The 23,819-nt window shown below is 50.1% G+C and carries 25 protein-coding genes; 4 read left to right on the forward strand and 21 right to left on the reverse strand.

The window, feature by feature from the left end:
* Window positions 1-71 precede the first annotated feature (71 nt).
* On the forward strand, window positions 72-2,213 hold the full coding sequence (pta, locus tag MPHASIOC01_RS13160) for a phosphate acetyltransferase (protein ID WP_353614835.1): 2,142 nt from the start codon (window positions 72-74) through the stop codon (window positions 2,211-2,213).
* Window positions 2,214-2,282: 69 nt separating this feature from the next.
* On the opposite strand, the gene MPHASIOC01_RS13165 is transcribed toward pta, so the two are convergent.
* From MPHASIOC01_RS13165 to MPHASIOC01_RS13185, 5 genes are all read right to left on the reverse strand, one after another.
* Window positions 2,283-3,239: a transketolase family protein gene (locus tag MPHASIOC01_RS13165; protein ID WP_064595212.1), complete on the reverse strand. Its 957-nt coding sequence runs from the start codon at window positions 3,237-3,239 to the stop codon at window positions 2,283-2,285.
* Entirely contained in the window at window positions 3,232-4,065 is an 834-nt protein-coding gene (locus MPHASIOC01_RS13170; RefSeq protein WP_064595214.1) for a transketolase, read from the reverse strand. The genes MPHASIOC01_RS13165 and MPHASIOC01_RS13170 overlap by 8 nt, the downstream gene beginning before the upstream one ends.
* Window positions 4,049-5,452, reverse strand: coding sequence for a PTS ascorbate transporter subunit IIC (locus MPHASIOC01_RS13175; protein ID WP_064595217.1), 1,404 nt, complete (start codon window positions 5,450-5,452; stop codon window positions 4,049-4,051). Before MPHASIOC01_RS13175 ends, MPHASIOC01_RS13170 begins: the two co-directional genes overlap by 17 nt.
* A gap of 24 nt (window positions 5,453-5,476) precedes the next feature.
* Window positions 5,477-5,749 (reverse strand): PTS sugar transporter subunit IIB, encoded by a 273-nt coding sequence (locus MPHASIOC01_RS13180; protein ID WP_064595219.1) that lies wholly within the window; start codon window positions 5,747-5,749, stop codon window positions 5,477-5,479.
* 201 nt (window positions 5,750-5,950) lie between these two features.
* Window positions 5,951-6,394 carry a PTS sugar transporter subunit IIA gene (locus MPHASIOC01_RS13185; RefSeq protein WP_064595222.1) on the reverse strand — a complete coding sequence of 148 codons (444 nt, stop codon included), beginning with the start codon at window positions 6,392-6,394 and terminating at the stop codon, window positions 5,951-5,953.
* A 248-nt stretch (window positions 6,395-6,642) separates the two neighbouring features.
* Here MPHASIOC01_RS13185 and MPHASIOC01_RS13190 point away from each other — a divergent pair, with 248 nt between their 5' ends.
* Window positions 6,643-7,662, forward strand: a complete 1,020-nt coding sequence (locus MPHASIOC01_RS13190; RefSeq protein ID WP_353614836.1) for a LacI family DNA-binding transcriptional regulator — start codon at window positions 6,643-6,645, stop codon at window positions 7,660-7,662.
* A 186-nt stretch (window positions 7,663-7,848) separates the two neighbouring features.
* Here MPHASIOC01_RS13190 and yfcD read toward each other — a convergent pair whose 3' ends face one another.
* The 3 genes from yfcD to yfcF form a co-directional block, all read right to left on the reverse strand.
* Window positions 7,849-8,463, reverse strand: coding sequence for an NUDIX hydrolase YfcD (gene yfcD, locus MPHASIOC01_RS13195; RefSeq protein WP_064595225.1), 615 nt, complete (start codon window positions 8,461-8,463; stop codon window positions 7,849-7,851).
* 54 nt (window positions 8,464-8,517) lie between these two features.
* Entirely contained in the window at window positions 8,518-9,069 is a 552-nt protein-coding gene (yfcE, locus tag MPHASIOC01_RS13200; RefSeq protein ID WP_064595228.1) for a phosphodiesterase, read from the reverse strand.
* Between the two features lie 61 nt (window positions 9,070-9,130).
* The gene (gene yfcF, locus MPHASIOC01_RS13205; RefSeq protein ID WP_064595562.1) at window positions 9,131-9,775 is read right to left on the reverse strand and encodes a glutathione transferase; all 645 of its coding nucleotides are present in this window, start codon (window positions 9,773-9,775) and stop codon (window positions 9,131-9,133) included.
* A 236-nt stretch (window positions 9,776-10,011) separates the two neighbouring features.
* Here yfcF and folX point away from each other — a divergent pair, with 236 nt between their 5' ends.
* Window positions 10,012-10,380 (forward strand): dihydroneopterin triphosphate 2'-epimerase, encoded by a 369-nt coding sequence (folX, locus tag MPHASIOC01_RS13210; protein WP_064595230.1) that lies wholly within the window; start codon window positions 10,012-10,014, stop codon window positions 10,378-10,380.
* A gap of 21 nt (window positions 10,381-10,401) precedes the next feature.
* On the forward strand, window positions 10,402-11,292 hold the full coding sequence (locus tag MPHASIOC01_RS13215) for a TIGR01777 family oxidoreductase (RefSeq protein WP_064595231.1): 891 nt from the start codon (window positions 10,402-10,404) through the stop codon (window positions 11,290-11,292).
* Window positions 11,293-11,342: 50 nt separating this feature from the next.
* On the opposite strand, the gene hisP is transcribed toward MPHASIOC01_RS13215, so the two are convergent.
* From hisP to MPHASIOC01_RS13280, 13 genes are all read right to left on the reverse strand, one after another.
* Window positions 11,343-12,116 carry a histidine ABC transporter ATP-binding protein HisP gene (hisP, locus tag MPHASIOC01_RS13220; protein ID WP_064595234.1) on the reverse strand — a complete coding sequence of 258 codons (774 nt, stop codon included), beginning with the start codon at window positions 12,114-12,116 and terminating at the stop codon, window positions 11,343-11,345.
* 9 nt (window positions 12,117-12,125) lie between these two features.
* On the reverse strand, window positions 12,126-12,842 hold the full coding sequence (locus tag MPHASIOC01_RS13225; RefSeq protein ID WP_353614837.1) for an ABC transporter permease: 717 nt from the start codon (window positions 12,840-12,842) through the stop codon (window positions 12,126-12,128).
* A complete protein-coding gene (locus MPHASIOC01_RS13230; RefSeq protein WP_064595238.1) occupies window positions 12,839-13,525 on the reverse strand; it encodes a histidine ABC transporter permease HisQ in 687 nt (228 codons plus the stop codon). The genes MPHASIOC01_RS13225 and MPHASIOC01_RS13230 overlap by 4 nt, the downstream gene beginning before the upstream one ends.
* Window positions 13,526-13,599: 74 nt before the next feature.
* Window positions 13,600-14,382, reverse strand: a complete 783-nt coding sequence (hisJ, locus tag MPHASIOC01_RS13235) for a histidine ABC transporter substrate-binding protein HisJ (protein ID WP_064595240.1) — start codon at window positions 14,380-14,382, stop codon at window positions 13,600-13,602.
* A gap of 286 nt (window positions 14,383-14,668) precedes the next feature.
* Complete coding sequence (argT, locus tag MPHASIOC01_RS13240) at window positions 14,669-15,451, reverse strand: lysine/arginine/ornithine ABC transporter substrate-binding protein ArgT (protein ID WP_064595242.1); 783 nt, start codon at window positions 15,449-15,451, stop codon at window positions 14,669-14,671.
* A gap of 422 nt (window positions 15,452-15,873) precedes the next feature.
* Window positions 15,874-17,391, reverse strand: coding sequence for an amidophosphoribosyltransferase (gene purF, locus MPHASIOC01_RS13245; protein ID WP_064595243.1), 1,518 nt, complete (start codon window positions 17,389-17,391; stop codon window positions 15,874-15,876).
* A gap of 97 nt (window positions 17,392-17,488) precedes the next feature.
* Window positions 17,489-17,974 carry a colicin V production protein gene (cvpA, locus tag MPHASIOC01_RS13250; RefSeq protein ID WP_064595244.1) on the reverse strand — a complete coding sequence of 162 codons (486 nt, stop codon included), beginning with the start codon at window positions 17,972-17,974 and terminating at the stop codon, window positions 17,489-17,491.
* A 210-nt stretch (window positions 17,975-18,184) separates the two neighbouring features.
* Window positions 18,185-18,883, reverse strand: coding sequence for a cell division protein DedD (dedD, locus tag MPHASIOC01_RS13255; RefSeq protein WP_353614838.1), 699 nt, complete (start codon window positions 18,881-18,883; stop codon window positions 18,185-18,187).
* Window positions 18,873-20,141, reverse strand: coding sequence for a bifunctional tetrahydrofolate synthase/dihydrofolate synthase (folC, locus tag MPHASIOC01_RS13260; RefSeq protein ID WP_353614839.1), 1,269 nt, complete (start codon window positions 20,139-20,141; stop codon window positions 18,873-18,875). The genes dedD and folC overlap by 11 nt, the downstream gene beginning before the upstream one ends.
* Window positions 20,142-20,212: 71 nt before the next feature.
* Entirely contained in the window at window positions 20,213-21,127 is a 915-nt protein-coding gene (gene accD, locus MPHASIOC01_RS13265; RefSeq protein WP_353614840.1) for an acetyl-CoA carboxylase, carboxyltransferase subunit beta, read from the reverse strand.
* Between the two features lie 147 nt (window positions 21,128-21,274).
* Window positions 21,275-21,946: a DedA family protein gene (locus MPHASIOC01_RS13270; RefSeq protein ID WP_064595249.1), complete on the reverse strand. Its 672-nt coding sequence runs from the start codon at window positions 21,944-21,946 to the stop codon at window positions 21,275-21,277.
* A 9-nt stretch (window positions 21,947-21,955) separates the two neighbouring features.
* Window positions 21,956-22,783 carry a tRNA pseudouridine(38-40) synthase TruA gene (truA, locus tag MPHASIOC01_RS13275; protein ID WP_064595251.1) on the reverse strand — a complete coding sequence of 276 codons (828 nt, stop codon included), beginning with the start codon at window positions 22,781-22,783 and terminating at the stop codon, window positions 21,956-21,958.
* Window positions 22,783-23,796 (reverse strand): aspartate-semialdehyde dehydrogenase, encoded by a 1,014-nt coding sequence (locus MPHASIOC01_RS13280; protein ID WP_064595253.1) that lies wholly within the window; start codon window positions 23,794-23,796, stop codon window positions 22,783-22,785. Before MPHASIOC01_RS13280 ends, truA begins: the two co-directional genes overlap by 1 nt.
* Between the last annotated feature and the right edge of the window lie 23 nt (window positions 23,797-23,819).

Below are 23,819 nucleotides of genomic sequence, written 5' to 3' on the forward strand. Positions count from 1 at the left end.
GCTGGCGGTGCTGTTTTAACGACACTCCCAATGCGCCTGCCTGCAGGTGCCAGTGTGAAAGAGGATTCAACGTGTCCCGTACTATTATGCTTATTCCTACCGGAACCAGCGTAGGTCTGACCAGCGTCAGCCTCGGTGTTATCCGTGCTATGGAACGTAAAGGCGTTCGTTTAAGCGTCTTCAAACCAATCGCTCAGCCTCGTACTGGCGGCAATACGCCGGATCAGACCACCACTATCGTGCGTGCCAACTCCAACGTGACTGCTGCTGAACCGCTGACTATGCACCATGTTGAATCTCTGCTGTCCAGCAACCAGAAAGATGTGCTGATGGAAGAGATTATCGCCCGCTACCACGAAAACACCAAAGATGCGGAAGTGGTGCTGGTTGAAGGTTTGGTGCCAACACGTAAACATCAGTTTGCGCAGTCACTGAACTATGAAATTGCCAAAACCCTGAACGCTGAGATAGTGTTTGTTATGTCTCAGGGTACCGATACCGTTGAGCAAATTCAGGAACGTATTGAACTGACCCACAACTCTTTTGGCGGCAGCAAAAATACCAATATCACTGGCGTGATTGTTAACAAACTGAATGCGCCGGTTGATGAACAAGGTCGTACCCGTCCTGACCTGTCTGAAATCTTCGATGACTCCAGCAAAGCCAAAGTGGTCAGCATCGATGCCAAAGTTCTGGCAGAGAAAAGCCCGCTGCCTGTTCTCGGCGGTATTCCGTGGAGCTTTGATCTGATTGCGACTCGCGCTATCGACATGGCGAAACACCTGAATGCCACCATTATCAACGAAGGTGACATCAATACCCGCCGTGTGAAATCCGTGACTTTCTGTGCCCGCAGCATTCCTCATATGCTGGAACATTTTCGTCCGGGTTCACTGCTGGTGACTTCTGCTGATCGCCCTGACGTTTTGGTTGCAGCCTGCCTGGCCGCCATGAATGGCGTTGAAATTGGCGCACTGCTGCTGACTGGCGGTTACGAAATGGACGAACGCATTGGCAAATTGTGTGAACGTGCTTTCGCCACTGGCCTGCCAGTATTCATGGTGAATACCAACACCTGGCAGACCTCTTTAAGCCTGCAGAGCTTCAACCTCGAAGTACCGGCAGACGACCATGAGCGTGTTGAGAAAGTTCAGGAATACGTTGCCAGCCACATCAGCAGCGACTGGATTGAGTCCCTGACTGCAACTTCTGAACGCAGCCGCCGCCTGTCTCCGCCAGCCTTCCGTTACCAGTTAACTGAACTGGCACGTAAAGCCGGTAAACGTATCGTGCTGCCGGAAGGTGATGAACCGCGTACCATTAAAGCGGCATCTATCTGTGCTGATCGTGGTATCGCCACCTGTATCCTGTTAGGTAACCCGGAAGAAGTGAACCGTGTTGCAGCCTCTCAGGGCGTTGAACTGGGCGCAGGTATCGAAATCGTTGACCCGGATGTAGTACGTGAAAGCTATGTACCGCGCCTGGTTGAACTGCGTAAAAACAAAGGTATGACCGAAGCTGTTGCCCGTGAACAACTGGAAGACAACGTTGTTCTGGGTACTCTGATGCTGGAACAGGATGAAGTTGATGGTCTGGTATCTGGTGCGGTTCACACCACTGCCAACACCATTCGCCCGCCGCTGCAGTTGATTAAAACAGCACCAGGCAGCTCACTGGTTTCTTCTGTTTTCTTCATGTTGCTGCCGGAACAGGTTTATGTTTACGGTGACTGCGCAATCAACCCGGATCCGACTGCCGAACAACTGGCTGAAATCGCAATTCAGTCTGCTGATTCTGCAATTGCTTTCGGTATTGAACCGCGCGTTGCAATGCTTTCCTACTCTACGGGTAACTCTGGTGCCGGTAGCGATGTTGAGAAAGTTCGTGAAGCAACTCGCCTGGCTCAGGAAAAACGCCCGGATCTGGTTATCGATGGGCCGCTGCAATACGACGCAGCTGTTATGGCTGATGTGGCGAAGTCCAAAGCACCGAACTCTCCGGTTGCTGGCCGTGCCACCGTGTTTATCTTCCCAGACCTGAACACGGGTAACACCACTTATAAAGCGGTTCAGCGTTCTGCCGACCTGATTTCTATTGGGCCGATGCTGCAGGGTATGCGCAAACCGGTTAACGACTTGTCCCGTGGCGCGCTGGTAGACGATATTGTTTACACTATCGCACTGACCGCCATTCAGTCTTCTCAACAAAATTAATGAGTTGTTGAAAGCCGTGTGAAAAGGCAGCCTGAAGGCTGCCTTTTTTTATTTGATAACCGCCTACTGTTACTCCAATAATTCACGCGCAGCAGCAACAATATCTGCGCAAGTCAGCCCGTAGGTACGCTGCAGATAGTCCTGAGTACCCACCTGACCATACTGGTCTTTTACTCCGACCCGCCGCAAAGATACCGGACACGTCTCGCTTAATACTTCCGCCACAGCCGAACCCAGCCCATTGTGAATATTATGGTTTTCACAAGTCACCACCCGCCCGGTTTTCTCCGCATAATTTTTTACCAGCATGCGGTCTATCGGCTTCAGGGTGAACATATCAATTACCGCTGCGTCCACGCCCTGGTGTGCCAGTATCGTTGCCGCATCCAGCGCCTCTGCAACCATAATCCCATTGGCTATCAGCGTAATATCACGCCCTTCCCGTAAAACATTTCCTTTGCCAATGGTAAATGTGGTGCCGGGCTCGTAAATGCGCCGGGCCTGTTTGCGAATAGTGCGCACCCAGTAAAACCCATCGAGCCCGATAAGCTGGTGCAGTATGTCATTGAACATCACGCTGTCTGTCACTTCCAGCACAACAGCATGCGCCAGGCCACGCACAATCCCCATATCTTCGAATGACATGTGCGTGCCCCCGTTGTGGCAGGCGGTAACACCGGCATCCGACGCTATCACCTTCACGTTATTGCGCTGGTAATCCAGAGCCATAAACAACTGGTCAAAACAGCGGCGGCTGGCGAACGCGGTAAAGGTATGCACAAAAGGCTTGCGCCCGGCCAGCGATAACCCTGCAGCGGTACCAATCACATTGGCTTCCATAATCCCACAGTTAATCACATCCTGGGGAAACTCAGCCTGCACAGTATCCATAGACATAGAGCTCATCAGGTCTGCTTCCAGCGCGATGATGCCACTATTCTGCTTTATTTGCTCACGGACAAAACCAGAATAGACTTTGCGCATTTCGATACTGTCTTGCTCACCCATAGGTGCCAGTTTAATCATGCATCACCTCCAGTTGCGCCAGCTCACGCTCAAGTGCTGCACGCATCTCAGGGGTTAACCGCAAATGATGTGAGTTCGGCAATGCTTCCAGATACGGTACCCCCTGGCCTTTTTTACTGTCCAGGATAACCACTCGCGGGGCATCGCCAGGTGAAGAAACCGGCGCAATGGCGGCCTGTAATCCGGCAATGTCGTCCCCTTTAACCTGAGTCACCACGAAACCAAATGCCCGAAATTTTGCGCTTAGATCTCCGGGACTAATGATTTCACTCAGCGGCCCGTCCAGTTGCTGCTTATTCCAGTCAACAAACAGCAACAAGTTATTGAGCTTATGGTGGGCAATAAACTGAAATGCTTCCCAGCACTGTCCTTCATTCAGTTCTCCATCGCCCACAATGCAGAACACCCGGTTAGTTTTCCCGGCCAGTTGATGTGCCAGTGCAATACCTCCGGCAATGGAAACGCCTTGCCCCAGTGAACCGGTAGTGGCATCAACGCCACGGGTTTTTAACCTGTCCGGGTGGCTGGGGAAATGGGTGCCGTTTTCATTGAGCGTCAGTAACTGCGAAACCGGGAAATACCCTTTAAGTGCCAGCGTACTGTAAAGTGCCGGCCCGGCATGTCCTTTAGATAACACAAAGTAATCCCGTTCCGGCCAGTCCGGGTGCTGTGGGTCTGTACGCATAACATCACCGTACAACACTGCCAGCGTCTCAACCACAGACATGCTCCCGCCATAATGCCCAAACCCTAAATGATTCAATGCCCGTAAGGTTTCAATGCGAATGCGCCGGGCAAACGTCGTGATTTCATTTACTGAAGCCATTCGAACCTCCACGGTTATCTACTGCGCTGTTTTCCTTGTGTTTGTTTTTCACCAGGTAATTGAAAACCACCAGCAGGGCAAACAACGCTACAACCAGGCCCATAATGATGCCCGGAGAAAAATAACGTGCCAGGTTACCCAGCAGAATACCAATCACGCCAAAGTCCGCATCGGAGAATGTGGTGTTGGCAAACCCCAGCGCCCCCAGAACTGGCAGCAGCAGAACCGGAAGAAAAGTAATCAACAGGCCGTTGGCAAACGCGCCCAACATGGCACCACGGCGCCCACCGGTAGCGTTACCAAAAACACCAGCTGTAGCACCGGTAAAGAAATGCGGCACGACTCCGGGCAGAATCAACACTAACTTGAACTGCCCCAGTAAAAATAACCCAACAAGGCCACCCAGGAAGCTGAACAGAAACCCTATCAGTACCGCATTAGGTGCATAGGGATAAACCACCGGGCAATCCAGTGCCGGGCGAGCATTGGGGACCAGTTTTTCGGAAAACCCGGTAAATGCGGGCACAATCTCCGCCAGAATCAGGCGTACCCCTTGCAAAATAATGAAAACACCTGCCGCGAAAGTAATGGCCTGAATGATGGAGTACACCAGGAAGTTCTGACCGCTACTGAGTTGCGTTTCGACATACCCTTGCCCGGCACAAATAGCGAGGATCATGTAAATAACAATCATGGTCAGAGAAATAGAGATGGAGCTGTCACGTAAGAAACTGAGGTTTTTCGGCAAATTCATCTCTTCCGTCGAGCGAGAGCCTTTACCACATTTGCTGCCAATCCACCCGGATAACACATAACCCAATGTGCCAAAATGACCGAAAGCGATTTCATCGTTTCCGGTGATCTTTTGCATATAACGTTGAGCCAGCGCCGGGAAAAAGGCCATGACCAACCCCAGTGTCAATGCGCCAGTAAATACCAGCCCCACACCTTCAAACCCGGCTACGGTGAGAATCACGCTTATCATACACGCCATATAAAATGTATGATGCCCAGTCAGAAAGATGTATTTCAGACGGGTAAAACGGGCGATGATAATGTTTGCCACCATACCAAACGCCATAATAAGTGCAGTGGAGGCACCATATTTTTCCAGAGCAATAGAGACAACCGCTTCATTGTTTGGGATTATCCCCTGAATATTGAATGCATGTTCAAACATACCGCCCAGTGGATTTAACGAGGTTAATAATACTGATGCACCTCCAGCCAGAACAATAAAACCAAGAATAGTTTTAATGGTACCTTTTACTGTATCTGAAAATGATTTTTTCTGTGCCAGCAAACCAATTAATGCCACGACACCAACCAGAATGGAAGGCACCTTGAGTATGTCGACAATAAAACTGAGTATTCCAGAAAGAAACATATATGCCTCACTTATACTGGTCAGTTAGCGATCTGAAAAATAAGCCGTGAGCTTTGTTTCAAGTTCGTTAATGTCAATAATATTGTTGATGACTAACAGTTGTTGTTCAGGCACACTGGCGCTGGCAGCAATATCTTTTGCCATGACAAATAAGTCTGCCGCACCCGGAGTAGCAGAGGATAAATCTGCATGTTCAACTTCTGCCTCAACATTAATTTTCTTGAGTACTTTTTTAATATTCATCTCAACCATAAAACTACTACCGAGACCTGAACCACATATTGCCATTATCTTCATTATATTTACCTTTCGTAGCGTACAGGAAAGCTGCCCTGATGAGACAGCAGCAGAGTAATACGTAATAAATCTTTTACTTCAAATTACATGCATACAGTTTTTCCAGTAATATTCAAATTATGTATCTCTGGTATATTTTCGTGACTATGTTATATTCCGCCCGCAATAAAAATTAAACCGAATAAACTTATAGTTATTACGTTAATAATGAGAAATAATATCCTGAATACCCTCCACTGAATTAGCATGATGTAGTCTCTGTAAATCTTCATCACAGGAAAACAATTCAGCCAGGGCAGATATCATATTGATATGGCTGTGGCTGTCTGGTGCTGCCAGCATAATAATGGTGGTAACCGGGTCAAAATCAGCTGAACCAAATGCCACACCCTGTTCAAGTTTCAGTAATGACAACCCCATTCCCTGTGCACCATCCTCTGGCCGTGTGTGCGGCATTGCCAGACCTGGGGCCAGTACATAATACGGTCCCAGTTTTTCGTGCTGGGTTATCACCGCCTGAACATATTCTGGGGTAATTACTCCTGCTTTAAGCAGAGGTTCAGCACTCAGAGCCAGTGCCTGTTGCCAGTTTTCTGCATGCTCGCGACACTGTATGGTCCCGGCATGTAACCACTGTGAAAGCATAATGTGCTCCTGTCCCTTCAGTTATGGGCAAACTTTAGGCAAGCCCGCGGGTTCTGACCGTGACAGACATCTCAAAGATAGCGCTATCAGAGTGAATATCGCCAATATGTGATAGCGCTATCAAAAAATGAAAGGTTGCACAAAAAAACAGTAACCGGGCAAGGTTACCCCCTATAATATCGGGGTAATAACCTACGGTTTTTATGCGAGAAGATGGTAAGTGCCACACCTTTGATACAGGAATACGCATGTCTTTAACCCGAAAAAGACGCAGCACCGGCAAAGTTACCCTGGTCGATGTCGCGCAGTTAGCCGGTGTCGGCACCATGACTGTTTCACGCGCACTGCGTACCCCCGATCAGGTTTCTGACAAATTACGGGAAAAAATCAACGCTGCGGTAAATGAACTTGGCTATTTACCCAACCTGGCGGCCAGCGCACTGGCATCTGCATCGTCCTATACCATCGCCATGGTGGTGCCAAATTTGGCTGAGTCTGGCTGTACAGAAATGTTCGCCGGGTTACAACAGGTGTTACAACCGGCAGGCTACCAAATCATGCTGGCGGAATCGCGCCACCGCCTGGAACAGGAAGAAAAACTACTGGAGACCCTGCTCGCTTCCAATCTGGCCGCAGCCATTCTTCTGAGTGTTGAACACAGCGACAATGTCCGCACCTGGCTGGGTAATGCCGGGATCCCGGTGATGGAGATAGGTGCCACGCGGGTTGATCCGGTAGATATGAATATCGGTATTGATAACGTTGCCGCTATGTTTGAACTGACCAGTATGCTGATTGAGCGCGGCTACCAGAATATTGGCCTGCTGTGCGCAAACCAGGAACAATGGATCTTCCAGCAGCATTTGCAGGGCTGGTATAAGGCCATGTTACGCCACCATATCTCACCCAACAGAGTCATTAATGCAGCCGCTCCGCCTACGTTTTCCACTGGTACAGCGCAATTACCTGAATTCCTTCTGGCCTGGCCTGAGCTGGATGCGCTGGTGTGTGTGTCAGATGAGCTGGCCTGCGGCGCATTATATGAATGCCAGCGCCGCAGAATTAAAGTCCCTGATGACCTGGCGATTGTGGGGTTTGGTGACAGCGATGTTGCGAAAGTTTGCCAGCCGCCACTGACTACGTTGTCAGTGCCGCACCGGGAGATAGGTATTGAGGCCGGTAAGGCATTACTGGCAAGGCTTAACGGAGAAAAGCAGCCAAACCAGAAGCCCATCAAATCAACACTGTGTATGCGCGAAAGTTGTTAACCAGGGCCTGATACAGGCCCACAGATTGATGAAAAAGAAGGAAAAAACGTGGTTTTTCCTTCTTTTTAGTTAGTAGCCGAAAATCAATGAATTGATTTTCCTGGTTTTTTATTCGGTGACATCCTCTCGTTTTGTGCGTACATGAGGTTTGTCATCAGCCTAAGGGCCTGATACAGGCCCTTAGGTTCACTGTGCAGCAGGTGAATCTTCTTCGCCAGAAGCTTCAGCCTGTGAAGGCTCAGCAGGTTCCATTTCCGCCGTTTTTCCGGCGGCTGGCTTGTTCTCTGCGCCGCCATTACGGCTCATCCACAATGCCAGCGCTTTGAGTGAATCTGGCGTGAATTCATCACAACGAGCGGTGATTTCTTCTGGCAGCATCCAGCACACTTCACTCACTTCTTCTTCCTGAAGGGCAAATGGCCCGTGAGAGACACAACTGAACAACCCGCCCCAAACCCGGCAATTCTCGTCTTCAAAGTAGAACTGCCCATGTTCAGCGAAAGGGACCCCCGCAATACCCAGCTCTTCCTCTGCTTCGCGGCGTGCGGAATCGAGCAGCACTTCGCCAGACTGCACCACTCCACCTGCTGTGGCATCCAGCATACCCGGCATAAAATCTTTAATTTCTGTACGCCGTTGCACCAGAATTTTTCCCATGCCGTCATGTACCACGATATAAGTGGCGCGATGCCGTAAGCGCTGCGCGCGCATTTGTGCGCGGCTGGCCTGAGCAATCACTTCATTGTCTTCATTGACAATATCCACCCACTCCGTCCCAGAATTTGAGTCCTGTTCCACCATCGGTAACCTTTTTGTTCAGGCGCTCTGTTGGCGCATTTGTTTTGTCAAAGTAAATTACGGTGTTATGCAAACCTGTGCAATAACATCGTGATTTTCCAGATTATGAACCCGCATCTGCTCCCCATCCAGCATGCCATAACTGGCCGGATATCCCCCCTTAGGAATACTCACTGAGCCAGGGTTGAACAGAAAAATATCTCCACGCTGCTCTGCGACCGGAATATGTGTGTGGCCAAATACCAGCACATCACTATGACCCAGCGGAGGTAGCTTCTCTGGATGATACAGGTGTCCGTGTGTCAGAAAAAGTCGTTGTTCAGGAAGCAGCACTTGCTGCCACGGCGCGGTTATCGGGAATGACAACAACATTTGGTCGACTTCACTGTCACAGTTACCGCGCACAGCAATCACCCGCGAGGCCACCGCATTCAGTTGCTCCGCAACCTGAGCAGGCGCATAGCCTTCAGGCAGTGCGTTACGCGGCCCATGGTTGAGCACATCGCCAAGAATAATCAGCCACTGCGCATCACTGGCAGCAAAAATATCCAGCACCTGCTGGCAGGCTGGCAACGCACCATGGATATCAGAGGCAAACATCAATTTCATTACACACTCCTGTGCTTATCATGCTCAGACAGGCTGAGTGGCACGCCATAGTGCCAACGCATCATGTGGATTGTCTGGCGGAAAGTGCGGCATATTGCTGAACGGATGATCGTTGCCACTGGAATGTGGCATATTCAACCAGATTCTCTGGTACAGAGTCACCATGCATGATCAGGCGATTAAGCATCAACGCCAAATCCGTATCGGCAATACACCATTCACCGAATAAATTATGTTGTGACGGCTTGAGCAAAGAGGATGCGAGGTGAATCAGGCGCTGTGCATCCGCTTCCCCCCGGGGAGTCAATGGAGCAAAGTGTTGCCCTGAAAAAATCACCTCCGTGGAGCGTTCCTGACGTAACGCAGCCAAATCGGAACGCAACCATGCCTGAATTTCACGCGCTTTGGCTCGCAGCTGTATATCAACCGGGTAAATTCGTTGCCGGACAGGCGGAGCAAATGCATCTTCCAGATACTCCGTAATGGCAGATGATTCCGCCAGTAAAAAACCGTCTACATCCAGCACGGGTACACGCCGCGTAATATCAAAACCAGCCCAACCGTTCTGATGATTCTGCCCGGAATCCAGGTCGATGGTTTTCAGGGTAAATGACAGCCCTTTTTCTTTTAAAGCAACAAATACGGACATGACATAAGGGCTGTGAAAGCGAGCATCGGACCACAGACAAATTGTTGGCTGACTCATAAGTTTCTCCATTGGCATTGACCCATGAGGAAAAATACAACGAATTTCAGTACCGTGCCAGCCAGCCTGCATGTAAAGCCAGATTTTCTACTCCTGCTCAGACTTGCAATATAACCCACTGCAAAGAAAAGAAATTTCCTGCGTTTATGCCAGCCAACATCTCAGATTTTGACCTCCCATGACCGTAAAAGCTCGTGTATTATGGGGCAATAAAGATAATCAGGAGACACACTTGCATGTCGTACCAGGATGCTATTATTCGAATTAAAAATCTCAGACTACGTACTTTCATTGGCATCAAAGAGGAAGAAATCGCCAACCGCCAGGATATCGTGATTAATATTACGCTGCATTATCCAGCCGATAATGCCCGGCACAGCGAAGATATTAAAGATGCGCTGAATTACCGGACTATTACCAAAGCGGTTATCCAGCACGTTGAGAACCATCGGTTTTCATTATTAGAAAAATTAACTCAGGATGTGCTTGATATCGCACGCCAGCATGACTGGGTCACTTATGCTGAAGTTGAGATAGATAAACTGCACGCTCTGCGTTACGCCGACTCAGTTTCCATGAGCATGAGCTGGCGGCGCGATGGCTGATTAATGCTCACTGGAGGGAATATGCAAATTTTGCTGACTGGTGGTACAGGTTTGATTGGGCGTCACCTCATTCCTCCTTTGATAGAGACAGGACACAGTATTACCGTGGTTACCCGTTCCCCTGAGCGGGCCAGGCAGTTGCTCGACCCCAGGGTTACGCTCTGGCAGAGCCTGGATGAACACCATTCACTGGATGGGTTTGACGCAGTGATTAATCTTGCCGGTGAGCCCATTGCCGATAAACGCTGGTCGGCGGCGCAAAAGCAGCGTTTATGCCAAAGCCGCTGGCGTATCACCCAGCGACTGGTTGAAATGATTCATGGCAGCAACCAGCCCCCGGCTATTTTTCTCTCCGGTTCCGCAGTGGGCTTCTACGGCGATACTGGCGATGAAGTGATAACAGAAGAAGACACTCCCCATAACGAGTTTACTCATGAGCTTTGTGCAAAATGGGAAGCCATTGCGCTACAGGCACAAAGCCCGCATACCCGCGTCTGCCTGCTGCGCACCGGTGTGGTTCTGGCCCCTGATGGCGGCATGCTAAGTAAATTGTTACCCCTGTTTCGCCTGGGGCTGGGGGGCCCGTTGGGTGATGGGCGCCAGTATCTGTCATGGATCCATATTGAAGATATGGTCAACGCTATCCTCTGGCTGCTGGATAACCCACTACAGGGGCCTTTTAACATGGTGGCACCCTATCCGGTCAGAAATGCCCGGTTTACCCAATTACTGGGAGAAGCGGTAAAACGCCCGGCAATTTTACGCGTACCTGCCCGGGTAATAAGCCTGATGATGGGGGAATCCGCCACACTGGTACTCGGTGGTCAGAATGTGCTTCCCCGTCGCCTTGAGCAGTCAGGTTTTGGCTTTCGCTGGTTTCAACTTGAAGATGCTTTACATAATGTGACCTGAGTGGCGCGCTTAAGGCTGTAGAGCACTAAGCGCGCCACGCCAGTTCGGGATTATTTCAGCGCACCACTAAGAAATTGCTGCAAACGGGGGCTTTGCGGGTTAGTAAACACATCTTCAGGCTTCCCTTCTTCCTCAATTTTCCCTTTATGCAGGAAGATAACATGGCTGGAAACATGGCGGGCAAATTCCATTTCGTGGGTAACAACCACCATGGTTTTCCCCTCTTCAGCCAGTTTCTGCATAATGCGCAGCACCTCGCCCACCAGTTCCGGATCCAGTGCAGAAGTCGGTTCATCAAACAGCAACACTTCCGGCTCCATCGCCAGGGCGCGGGCAATAGAGACACGTTGCTGCTGCCCACCAGATAAATGAACCGGATATTTCGCCTGCGCACGCTCATCAATACCCACTTTTTCCAGGTATTTGATAGCACGCTCTTTTGCCTCTGCTTTACTTAAGCCCAGTACCTGTACAGGTGCTTCCATGACGTTTTCCAACACTGTCATGTGCCCCCACAGGTTGAAGTGCTGAAACACCATGGTCAAACGGGTGCGCAGCAGGCGCAACTGATTTTTATCGGCAACTTTCAGTTGCCCGTCTTTGTCGCGTACTAAGGTAATATTCTCATTATTAACGACAATCGTGCCTTCACTGGGTTTTTCCAGGAAGTTAATGCAGCGCAGGAAAGTGCTTTTCCCTGAACCTGACGAGCCAATAATACTGATGACATCTCCGGCATTTGCCTTTAATGAGACCCCTTTCAGCACTTCATGCTCACCGTAATGTTTATGCAGATCAGATACGTTTAATTTATTTTCGGCCATGGCTATCACTTAGTGCGTTGAGGCGGGTTTAACATGCTGGAGCCAGCGTTTTTCAGCTTTGCGGAACAGGCTTATCAGGCAGAACGAAATTGCCAGATAAAGCACAGCGGCAATACCAAACGCAGTAAAAGGTTCGTAGGTTGCTGAGTTAATATCACGGGCTACTTTGAGTAGATCCGGCACCGTCGCAGTAAACGCCAGTGCGGTAGAGTGCAGCATCAGAATGACTTCATTGCTGTATGCCGGAAGCGCAATGCGCAGCGCAGAAGGCAAAATAATGCAGCGATACAACTTAACAGAAGAAAAACCATATGCCCGGGCGGCTTCGATTTCACCGTGTGGCACAGCGCGAATCGCACCAGCGAATATTTCCGTAGTATAAGCACAGGTATTCAGTGTCAGCGCCAGGATCGTACAGTTCAGGCCACTGCGGAAAAACTCATTGAGCAGCATATTGCCTTTCACAACTTCCAGCGTATACATGCCAGAATAGAACACCAGTAACTGTACATACAGCGGTGTACCACGAAAAATATAGGTAAACAGCCACACCGGAAACGCTACAAATTTATTGCTGGAAACACGGGCTATCGACAAAAACAGCGCCATGATGCCCCCCATGACTACCGAAGCGATGAGCAGCCATAAGGTAATGGCAACCCCGGTAAAACGATAGCCGTCAGTCCAGAGCAGTTGCTGCCAGTATTCGTGGATAATATCAATCACAAGTCTGCCCTCTTCACGCCCACTGAATAACGGCGCTCCAGCAAAAGCAGGACCCCATTTGATACCGTGGTGAATACTAAATAGATCAACCCGCAAACAATGGCAAAATAGAACGGTTGCCAGGTGCTTTTACCGGCAAGCTGCGTGGCTTTAACCACGTCTTCAAGGCCAAGCAGTGATACCAGCGCGGTTGCCTTCAAAATAACCTGCCAATTGTTACCAATGCCCGGCAGTGCAAAGCGCATCATCGAGGGGAACAGAATACGGTTGAATACCTGCCAGCTGGTAAAACCGAATGCAGTCGCCGCTTCAATCTGACCTTTGGGAACCGCCAAAAAAGCGCCACGAAAAGTTTCGGTAAAATACGCGCCATAAATGAAGCCCAATGTGATAATCCCGGCGACCATTGGATCGATATCTATCTGCGCCATACCAAAAGCATCAGTCACAGCATTAAGCGCAATTTGCAGACCATAGAAGATCAACAACATCAGGACCAGATCAGGAACACCACGAATCAATGTGGTATAGCACTCAAAGAAAAATGCCAGAGGCTTGCTGCCTGAAAGTTTTCCTCCAGCGCCAACCAACCCAATAATCACTGACAGGAGTACTGAAGTGATTGCCAGTTCAAGGGTGACAATCGCCCCCTGGAAAATAACGTGCGAAAAACCATACAACATGGTGTGTATCCTGCCGTCAGTGTCTTTCCGATACAACCAGCCCCCAATGGAGCTGGTTGTATCACTGGTGACCGTTAACCACCGTAGACATCAAAATCAAAATATTTCTTCGCCAGCTTGTCGTAAGTACCATCTTTACGCATGTCGGCGAAGGCTTTATTGAGCGCTTCCCGCAACTCGTTATCCTCCTTGCGGATCCCCATGCCCGTACCGACGCCAAACAATTTGTCATCTTTTACGGACGGGCCACCGAACTGGTAGTTTTTCCCTTCAGGTTGTTTCAGGAACCCTTCACTGGCAGCCACTTCATCCTGGAAAGCCGCATCAATACGCCCGGCCATCAGGTCTGCGTAAATGGAGTCCTGCCCCTGATACGAAACAATCTCAATGCCTTTTGGCGCCCAGTAAGTATTTCCGTAAGTTTCCTGAACAGTACCCTGCAACACACCAACACGCTTCCCTTTAAGGGATTCAACCGTTGGCTGGATGGGGGAACCTTTTGCCACCACCAAACGAGAATCAGCCGCATACAACTTGTCAGTAAAGGCAATCTGCTGTTGGCGTTTTTCTGTAATGGAGAGTGAAGACATTATGGCGTCTATCTTCTTCGCCTTGAGGGAAGGAATCAGTGCATCCAGCGGGCTTTCTACAAAGGTACACTTGGTATGGATTCGCTTACATAGCTCTTTCGCCAGGTCGATATCAAAACCGACCAGTTCTCCACTGGCATTTTTCGACTCAAAAGGAGCATAGGTTGGGTCGGTCCCAATACGTATGCTCTCAGGATATGCCGCGAATGCTGTGGAAACACTGGAGCACAATAATGCCAGTGAAAGGGCGAAAACCTTCTTATTCATACTCATCCTCAATAGACTGTACTTGTCCTGAATGACAATTTTTGTCAGGGGGTAATAGCAGATTCTGTGCCAGCATGGAAGAAAACAGTGAAGAATAATCTTAGATATCATAATAAGTTATTATTATGGTGACCTGACACCGTAATCCACATGCCACAGCATGGTGCAGACCGCGCACCAAAACCACACAGCAGGGTTTGTTTCTGCACCATAAAGGCACACACCTTACCCACATCCCCGGCCAGCCACCGTTGTGACTGGCCTGACGACAGACTATAGGGTTGGCTTACTCGCCGTAAACATTGAAATCAAAATATTTCTTAGCCAGCTTGTCGTAAGTACCGTCCTTACGAACTTCATCAAATGCTTTATCAAAAGCCGCTTTCAGGTCAGTATCTTCTTTACGCAGACCAACACCGGTGCCATCACCGAAGTATTTCTTATCTTTTACCGACGGGCCGGCAAAGGCAAAGGCTTTACCTGCGGGTTGTTTCAGGAAGCCTTCGCTGGCAGCCACTTCATCCTGGAATGCGGCATCCAGACGACCGGCAACCAGGTCTGAATAGATAAGATCCTGGGTCTGGTAAGAGATAACGTCCACCCCTTCCGGGCGCCATTTCTCGTTGGCATACGCTTCCTGAGTGGACCCTTGCAGCACACCCACATGCTTGCCTTTCAGTGACGCGAGTGTTGGTTTAATCGGTGAGCCTTTGGCAGCAATCAGGCGGGAATCCGCAGCGTAAAGCTTCTCAGAGAAAGCTATTTCCTGCTGGCGTTTTTCAGTGATGGAGAGAGAAGAAATAATAGCGTCGATTTTTTTGGCTTTCAGAGACGGAATAAGCGCATCGAAATCACTGCTAACCCAGGTGCATTTAGCATGCATTTTGGCACACATTGCATCGCCAAGATCGATATCAAAGCCCACAAGTTTACCGCTGGCATCCTTAGAAGAGAAAGGAGCATAAGTTGGGTCGGTACCAATGCGGATATCTTTAGGAATTGCTGCGAAAACACTGCTGGCTGCGGTCAGTCCTAACAGCAAAGACAGTGCAAGAACCTTCTTCTTCATACTTTACCCTCAAGAGTTCAGACGTTTTACGTGATGTGTTGTGTTTTGTAATGTTGTGTTTTGCATACTCAAGCTTGCACTTACCGTGCCACTTTTTTAACTCCCGGCAGATTTGCCAGCTTGTTAAAAAAACGTTGCATCAAAGCCTGCAAATGAAAGATAGCACTTGTGCTTGTGAGGAAAAGCTAATTTTGCGTGTTATCAAAGAGTAAATATCGAGGTTTTGATCGCGCCTGCAAAAACGCGCCATAAGTGTGCGTGAACTGAACTTTTGCACCCAATAAGGGCATGCAGGCCTTTTATGATAAGTACAGAAAACCGTCTTGCACTCATTTCGTACTTATTCGTTCTCTCTTTGCCATAAAAAAAGGCCCCAGTGCAGATTGCTGCACCGGGGCCCAGAAACAAGGGGCGAGTTATAATCAGCCTTCGTTATGCATCTCCAGGCTTTCTACTTCATTCTGGCGCTGCACAGCTTTGGCGTCGTCGTTACGCAATGATTCCAGGTATTCCAGGTAGTTGTGGTCAACATCTTTAGTGACATAAACCCCATTGAACACCGAACATTCAAATTGCTGAATATCCGGGTTCTCTGCGCGTACAGCCTCAATCAGATCATTGAGATCCTGGAAAATCAGCCCATCGGCACCAATTAGCTCGCGGATCTCATCTACTTCACGCCCATGGGCAATCAGCTCGTTTGCGCTCGGCATATCAATGCCGTACACATTTGGAAAACGAATCTCAGGTGCTGCGGATGCCAGATATACTTTTTTTGCCCCGGCTTCACGCGCCATTTCGATAATTTGTTCGGAAGTGGTTCCACGCACGATGGAGTCATCCACCAACAGGACATTTTTATCACGGAACTCAGCACGGTTGGCATTGAGCTTACGGCGTACTGATTTACGGCGTAACTGCTGCCCGGGCATGATAAAAGTACGACCTACATAGCGGTTTTTCACAAACCCTTGACGGTAAGGTTTATTCAGAATACGGGCAATTTCCAGTGCGATATCGCAGGAAGTTTCCGGAATTGGAATCACTACATCGATATCCAGATCTTCCCATTCACGGGCAATTTTCTCACCCAATTTCGTCCCCATACCCACGCGAGCGCTGTAAACGGAAATCTTATCGATGAAAGAGTCCGGACGGGCGAAATAAACATACTCAAACAGGCAAGGGTTGCTGGTAGGGTTATCAGCACACTGGCGGGTAAATAGCTGGCCTTTCTCAGTGATGTACACCGCTTCACCCGGCGCGACGTCACGGATGAAATCAAAACCCAGTGTATCCAGCGCGACGCTTTCCGAAGCAACCATGTACTCGATACGCCCGTCACTGACTTCGCGCTTACCCAGCACCAACGGACGGATACCGTGGGGGTCGCGGAAAGCCACCATACCATGCCCAATTATCATTGCCACACAAGCATACGCACCACGGATCTGGCGGTTAGTCGCGGCAATCGCAGAGAAGATATTATCGGCTTCAAGAGGGTAATGGCGGTAGTTATCCAGTTCGCTGGCAAAAATGTTCAGCAGAATTTCAGAATCTGAGGTGGTGTTGATGTGGCGACGTTTTTCTTCAAACAGCTTTTTACGTAACTCATGAGCATTCGTGAGGTTACCGTTATGCGCCAGGGTAATACCATAAGGAGAGTTCACATAGAACGGCTGTGCTTCAGATGCGCTTGAACTGCCTGCAGTCGGGTAACGAACATGACCGAGCCCCATATTGCCCTGCAAACGTTGCATATGCCGGGCCTCAAATACATCACTCACCAGGCCATTTGCTTTACGCAGGCGAAAACAGTTGTTTTCATCAATGGTGATGATGCCAGCGGCATCCTGCCCACGGTGTTGTAACACCGTTAACGCGTCATAAATCGACTGGTTTACCGGCATAACACCGGCGATACCGACAATACCGCACATGTTGTCTTTTCCTCATCATGAACACACTGCCGCCAGCCCACCTGAACATGACAGGCAAGGACACCGGGTGTGTTCTTTGCCACACCCCCCGATACAATTACCGGGGTAAGAAACTCGACGAGCTTTGCAGGTAGTCAAAAAACCACCTGATGATGAAACTGAACTGCGGAATCAATTGCGATTTTTGCCAGTCTTCACTTTTCGCCATACCGGTAAAGGTATCGAGGAAAAACAGGATAGCGGCAACAATGAGTACACCACGCAAAGCACCAAAACAGATACCCAACACCCGGTCTGTACCGGACAGGCCCGTTTTCTGAACCAGCGTAGCAATGACATAGTTGACAATAGCACCGACTATCAGTGTCGCGACAAACAAAATGCCAATCGCAATTCCATTTCGCACCAGCTCTTCTTCAAAGCCAGTGAACCAGACTGCCAGATACGTATAGTAATGGCTGGCAACAAAGAAAGCGCAGCCCCATGTCACCAACGATAACGCTTCACGTACAAAGCCACGGATCAGGCTGACCAGACAGGAAAAACCTATCACCGCAATAATGGCGTAATCTATCCAGACCATTTCAAGTCCCACGATTAACCGCCCTGACATCCAATTCGGGGCGCATTCTAACAGAAAAAGAAAACGTTTGCGTAGGGATTTCCTTCCCATGCACAAATAAAAATGGCGTTGAAAAAACACTCAACGCCACAACCCTGAGCCCGTGTGACGGGCACTTATCCAGGCAGCAAGCATAACGCTTGCCCCTGATATTCTTTACCGGTCAACGTGTTAATGAACGCTGTAATTCATCACCACACCGTTAAGCCCGGATAAACTGTGCAAATCGCCCAGTGAGGCTTTAAGTTTGTCTTTTGAAACTTCCGGGCCGACCAGAATCCGGGTGATTTTCCCCTGAACCGGGGTGGTTGGCGAGGTATACACCCGGTAACCTGAAGCTCGTAATTTACTGACTATTTCATTCACTTTATCAGCATTTTTCAACGCACCTAACTGCACCACATACGCCTTCCCCTGAGGTAGGGGTGGCGAATTCTCTTTCACCGGTGTTTTTGGTTGTGTGGCCGGTTGGGAAACAGGTTGCTGCGCCGTGGTTTTATCCGCACCGGGTTGGTGAGTGACCACCCGTGTATTGCGCCCGGATGCAGAGGAATCCCTTTCAACAGGAATGGCATCCAGCCCGGCACCAGTATTGGCTGGTAAATTTGCTGTATCTATTGACGAGTTAGACGCATTGCTCGCTCTTACCTCTTCAGCCGCACCCTCAGGTGGTTGAGCCGGAATAGGCTGGCTGGCTGGCGGCAGTAAGTCGTTTTCGTCTTTGTCGCCTGCTTTAGGTACCAGCGGAATTGCTGCAAACTCATCCTGATAGTGTTTTTTTTGACCGTCGAGTAACCCTGGCAGGACAATAACTGCCAGCGCAACCAGCACAACTGTTCCCACTAACCGGTTTTGAAACTTACTTGCCACCCGTCATCCCCGCGTCCATTTCTTCCATTACATGTGCCACAGTATGGAATGAGCCACATACCAGCACGGTATCTTCTGGGGCCGCATCCGCCATTGCCGCCCGCCAGGCGTGCGCAACATCAGGCCAGGTACTGGCTCCGGGGAGATGCGCCACCAGCGTTTCTGCCGAAGCACCACGCGGGCCTTCCAGAGGAGCACAATACCAGCTATCAACCTGTGGTGACAAACATGCCAGCGTCCCCGCGATATCTTTATCGTGCAACATCCCCACCACAGCAAGAACTCGCCCGCTTTTCGGCAGCGACGCTAACCGGCTGGCGAGATACCCTGCCGCGTGTGGATTATGTGCCACATCCAGAATCACCTGCGGCGAGTGAGCCACAACCTGGAAACGTCCTGGTAATGTGGCATTAGACAACCCGTCGCGAATATGCTGTTCAGTGACACTGAGCCCACTGGCGCGCAGTGCGGCCAACGCAGTGGCAGCATTAGGCTGCGGTACCTGGGGAAGCGGAAGGTTAACCAGTTCACCAAACTTATCACTGAAACACCAGTGCTGCCCGTTAACAGAATAGCGCCACTCCTGCCCTACCCGGCTCAATAGCGCGCCTTTATCCTGCACCACTTGCGCGATGGTCGTCGGCATATCAGGCTCGCCGACAATAGCGGGTTTACCGCTACGCAAAATACCGGCCTTTTCCCGGCCAATACTCTCACGATCAGGGCCAAGCCAGTCGGTATGATCCAGCGCAATACTGGTAATGACGCCAACATCGCAATCAACAATATTGGTCGCATCAAGGCGCCCACCCAGACCAACTTCCAGAATAGCGACATCGACGGCAGCCTGTTTAAACAGGTACAACGCCGATAGCGTACCAAATTCAAAATAAGTGAGAGATGTTTCCCCACGCGCTGAGTCTATCGCGGCAAATGAAGCAGTATGTTGCGCGGCATCCAGTTCCTGCCCCTGAATACGCACCCGTTCGGTATAGCGAATCAAATGTGGGGAACTGTAGACGCCAACCCGATACCCGGCGGCAATCAGCGTGGTTTCCAGCATGCGGCAAGTTGTGCCTTTGCCATTCGTTCCGGCAACGGTGAAAACAAAAGGCGCTGGTTTGCGAACACCCATCGTATCCGCGACTTTCGCAACACGCTCAAGCCCCAGATCAATGGTTTTGGTGTGGAGATTTTCCAGATAAGAAAGCCACGTTGCCAAAGGCGACGTGGCTTCAAGATGCAATTCGTGTTTCATAAACGCCGTTCTGCATAACTGTATTCATGAGTAGTACGGGCAGCGCATTACGTACTGCCCGTAAAGTTTTATCAGGCTTCATCGCCTTCTTCGGGAACTGCCGGCGTAATGACGGCGGCTTCATCCGGATTTGGCGCTGGCTGATTAGTCAGTTTCGCCAGAATTTGTGCCAGTTTCAGGCGCATTTCCGGGCGGCGAATAATCATATCAATCGCCCCTTTTTCAATCAGGAACTCACTGCGCTGGAAGCCCGGTGGCAGCTTCTCGCGCACAGTTTGCTCAATAACACGCGGACCAGCAAAGCCAATCAGTGCTTTTGGTTCAGCAATGTTCAAATCACCAAGCATTGCGAAGCTGGCTGATACTCCGCCCATCGTTGGGTCGGTTAATACAGAAATATACGGTAAGCCGCGTTCCTGCATTTTAGCCAGCGCAGCACTGGTTTTCGCCATTTGCATCAGCGACATCAGCGCTTCCTGCATACGTGCGCCCCCGGATGCAGAAAAACAAACCAGCGGACAGTTATCTTCCAGCGCCTGTTCAACAGCACGAATAAAGCGTGCGCCAACGACCGAGCCCATTGAGCCGCCCATAAAAGCAAACTCAAATGCAACCGCAACAACCGGCATGCCAAACAGCGTGCCTTTCATTACTACCAGTGCATCTTTCTCACCCGTTTCTTTCTGGGCGGTTGCCAGACGATCTTTGTATTTCTTGGAATCTTTGAACTTCAGCACATCTTTAGGCTCAAGTTCACTTCCCAACTCTACCAGCGAATCTTCATCTAACAGGGTATGCAGGCGTGCACGCGCAGACATGCGCATATGATGATCACACTTCGGACACACCTCAAGGTTGCGCTCCAGCTCAGCGCGGTACAGAACCTGGCCGCAACTGTCACATTTCGTCCACACCCCTTCCGGGATGTTAGCGCGGCGGGTTGGGGTAATGTTGCTCTTATTGAGAATTCGTTCAATCCAGCTCATTGATGACCTTTCTGCCTGAACCTGGTCGATGCCAGTTTTTCTGTGGGGGCGCATAATGCCATTTTCTCCGCCCACAGACCATAAATGTTGCTCATTAAACCATAACCGGGCCCGACTTTGGATAAAAAAGTGGTCGAACCCCTTCGCTTACTCTTTTATCTGGCGAGCCTGGCGTGCTGCTGCGCGTTTGTGGCGAATAATTTCCACAACACCCGGTAAAACCGACAGCACGATAATTGCCACAATCAACAATTTCAGGTTGTCCTGTACTACCGGCAGGTCTCCAAACCAATAACCGGCATAGCTGAACAGCAACACCCACAAGATTGCGCCAGTGACGTTAAACAATGCGAAATGCCGGTATGACATATGCCCCATGCCAGCAACAAAGGGAGCAAATGTCCGTACGATAGGCACAAAGCGCGCCAGAATTATCGTTTTACCGCCGTGACGTTCATAAAATGCATGGGTTTTATCAAGATAGCTGCGCCGAAAAATCTTTGAATTCGGGTTACTGAACAACCGCTCACCAAACACCCGTCCAATAGTATAGTTGACGGCATCGCCAATAATGGCAGCAGCGACCAACAGCACCACCATAATATGCACATTCAGGTCGTTACCCGGTAAAGCAGACAGCGCCCCGGCAACAAACAGTAACGAATCGCCAGGCAAGAATGGGGTCACAACTAACCCGGTTTCACAAAACAGGATAAGAAACAGTATCCCATAAACCCAGACACCATAGTTAGCGACCAGTTCAGCCAGGTGCACATCAATATGTAAAATAAAATCAATGATAAAGTGGACAAATTCCATAATACATCCTTAACAATCCAGGCTCAGAGATGGCAGGAACAAGGGCCCCATCACCGGTTTTGGTAACGAAAACTCAGCAGGATAATCTACCGCGACTAAATATAACCCTTCCGCTTTGGCTGTTGCCGCCGCCAGGGTTCTGTCTTTCGCCGCCAACAACCAGGCTATCCATTCTTCCGGCTGATTACCACACCCGACTTCCAGCAGACTACCCACTATATTTCGTACCATATGGTGCACAAAAGCGTTGGCTTTAATATCCACCACCACATACTCGCCATACCGGTTTACCCGAATATGGGACACATTACGCCAGGGAGTGCGCGACTGGCACTGTACTGCACGAAACGAGGTGAAGTCATTTTCACCCAACAAACTCTGGGCAGCACGCTGCATTTTTTCTGCATCAAGCGGTTGATAGTAATGCGATACGCCACGCTGCAAAATTGCCGGACGCAGGCGATTATTATAAATCACATAGCGATAACGGCGTGCCGTGGCACTGAAACGTGCATGAAAAGCCTCAGGCACCTGTTTCACCCATTTTACTGCAATGTCGCCAGGTAAATTGGCATTGACGCCCAAAGTCCATGCAGCATCTTTGCGTTGTGCCTGCGTTTCAAAATGCACCACCTGCCCGGTGGCATGCACCCCCGCATCCGTTCTGCCTGCACAGAATACATGGACAGGTTCGTTAGCAACCTGGCTTAATGCATTTTCCAGATTTTCCTGAACACTACGTACTTCCTGCTGACGTTGCCAGCCATAATACTGGCTGCCATCATACTCAATACCCAGCGCTATCTTGCTGCGGCTTGCTGCCATCACATCAGACATTACCAGAAGTACTCCTGCAGGAGTTTTTCTGCTGTTTTCAGTGCCATTAACGCACCACCAAAGCGAACGTTATCAGCAACAGACCAGAACTGGACCTGTTCAGGCAAACCGTAATCATTGCGCACACAACCAATCGACAAGTGCACACTGCCAGAGGCATCCGCCACCTGAGTTGGGAAGTCCTGCTCTTCTGACAAAGCAATATCTTCCTGGCGAGTAAATGCATCACGCGCTTCTTCTGCAGAGAGCGGGCGTAACGCCTCCATCCCTACCATTTGCGCGTGCCCATAAAATACCGGGCTCTGGATACAACTGACCGAAATCATCAGCCCTTCATCCTGCAAGACTTTACGCACCTGATCGACCACCTGGCGCTCCTCCCGCACACTGCCCTGCGCATCAGGCACCAGGGGCAACATATTAAATGCCAGTTGGCGCCCAAAATGGTCATCGCCTTCCAAAGGTAAGCCATTAAGCAGGCGGGCGCTCTGTCCGGCCAGAGCATCCACTGCAACTTTGCCATGAGCAGAGGCCGGTAACAGACTGGTCACCTGGAGGCGGGACAGACCACCTTCTTCAATCAAGGGTTTGACTGCTGAGAGTAACTGGCAAGTCAGGCTGTCTGCCACCGCAACCACGTTACGATTACGGTAATCCGCCAGAACAAACGGGTTTACATCTGGCACCACTAAAGGCACATCTGGCTCCAGTGCAAACAGGCTGCTGGAATCAATCACTACGCAACCCGCATTAGTGGCTTCTTCAACGTATGCAGCCGTTGCCTGTGCACCGGCGACAAAAAATGCCAGTTGAGCCTGCACCCAGTCAAACTCAGCGGCATCCTGTACCTTCAGCGTTTTGCCTGCGAAACGCACGGTGGTACCCGCGCTTTCTGCTGTCGCCAGCAAGTGAAGTTCACCAACAGGGAACTGACGCTCTCCAAGTAACTCAATCAGGGCTTCACCGACCGCGCCGGTCGCCCCGAGGATGGCGATATTCCAACCTTCTGACATAGTGGTTTACTCCAGACAAAATA

Source organism: Mangrovibacter phragmitis (genome assembly GCF_040429585.1).
In the GTDB taxonomy this organism is placed as follows: domain Bacteria; phylum Pseudomonadota; class Gammaproteobacteria; order Enterobacterales; family Enterobacteriaceae; genus Mangrovibacter; species Mangrovibacter phragmitis.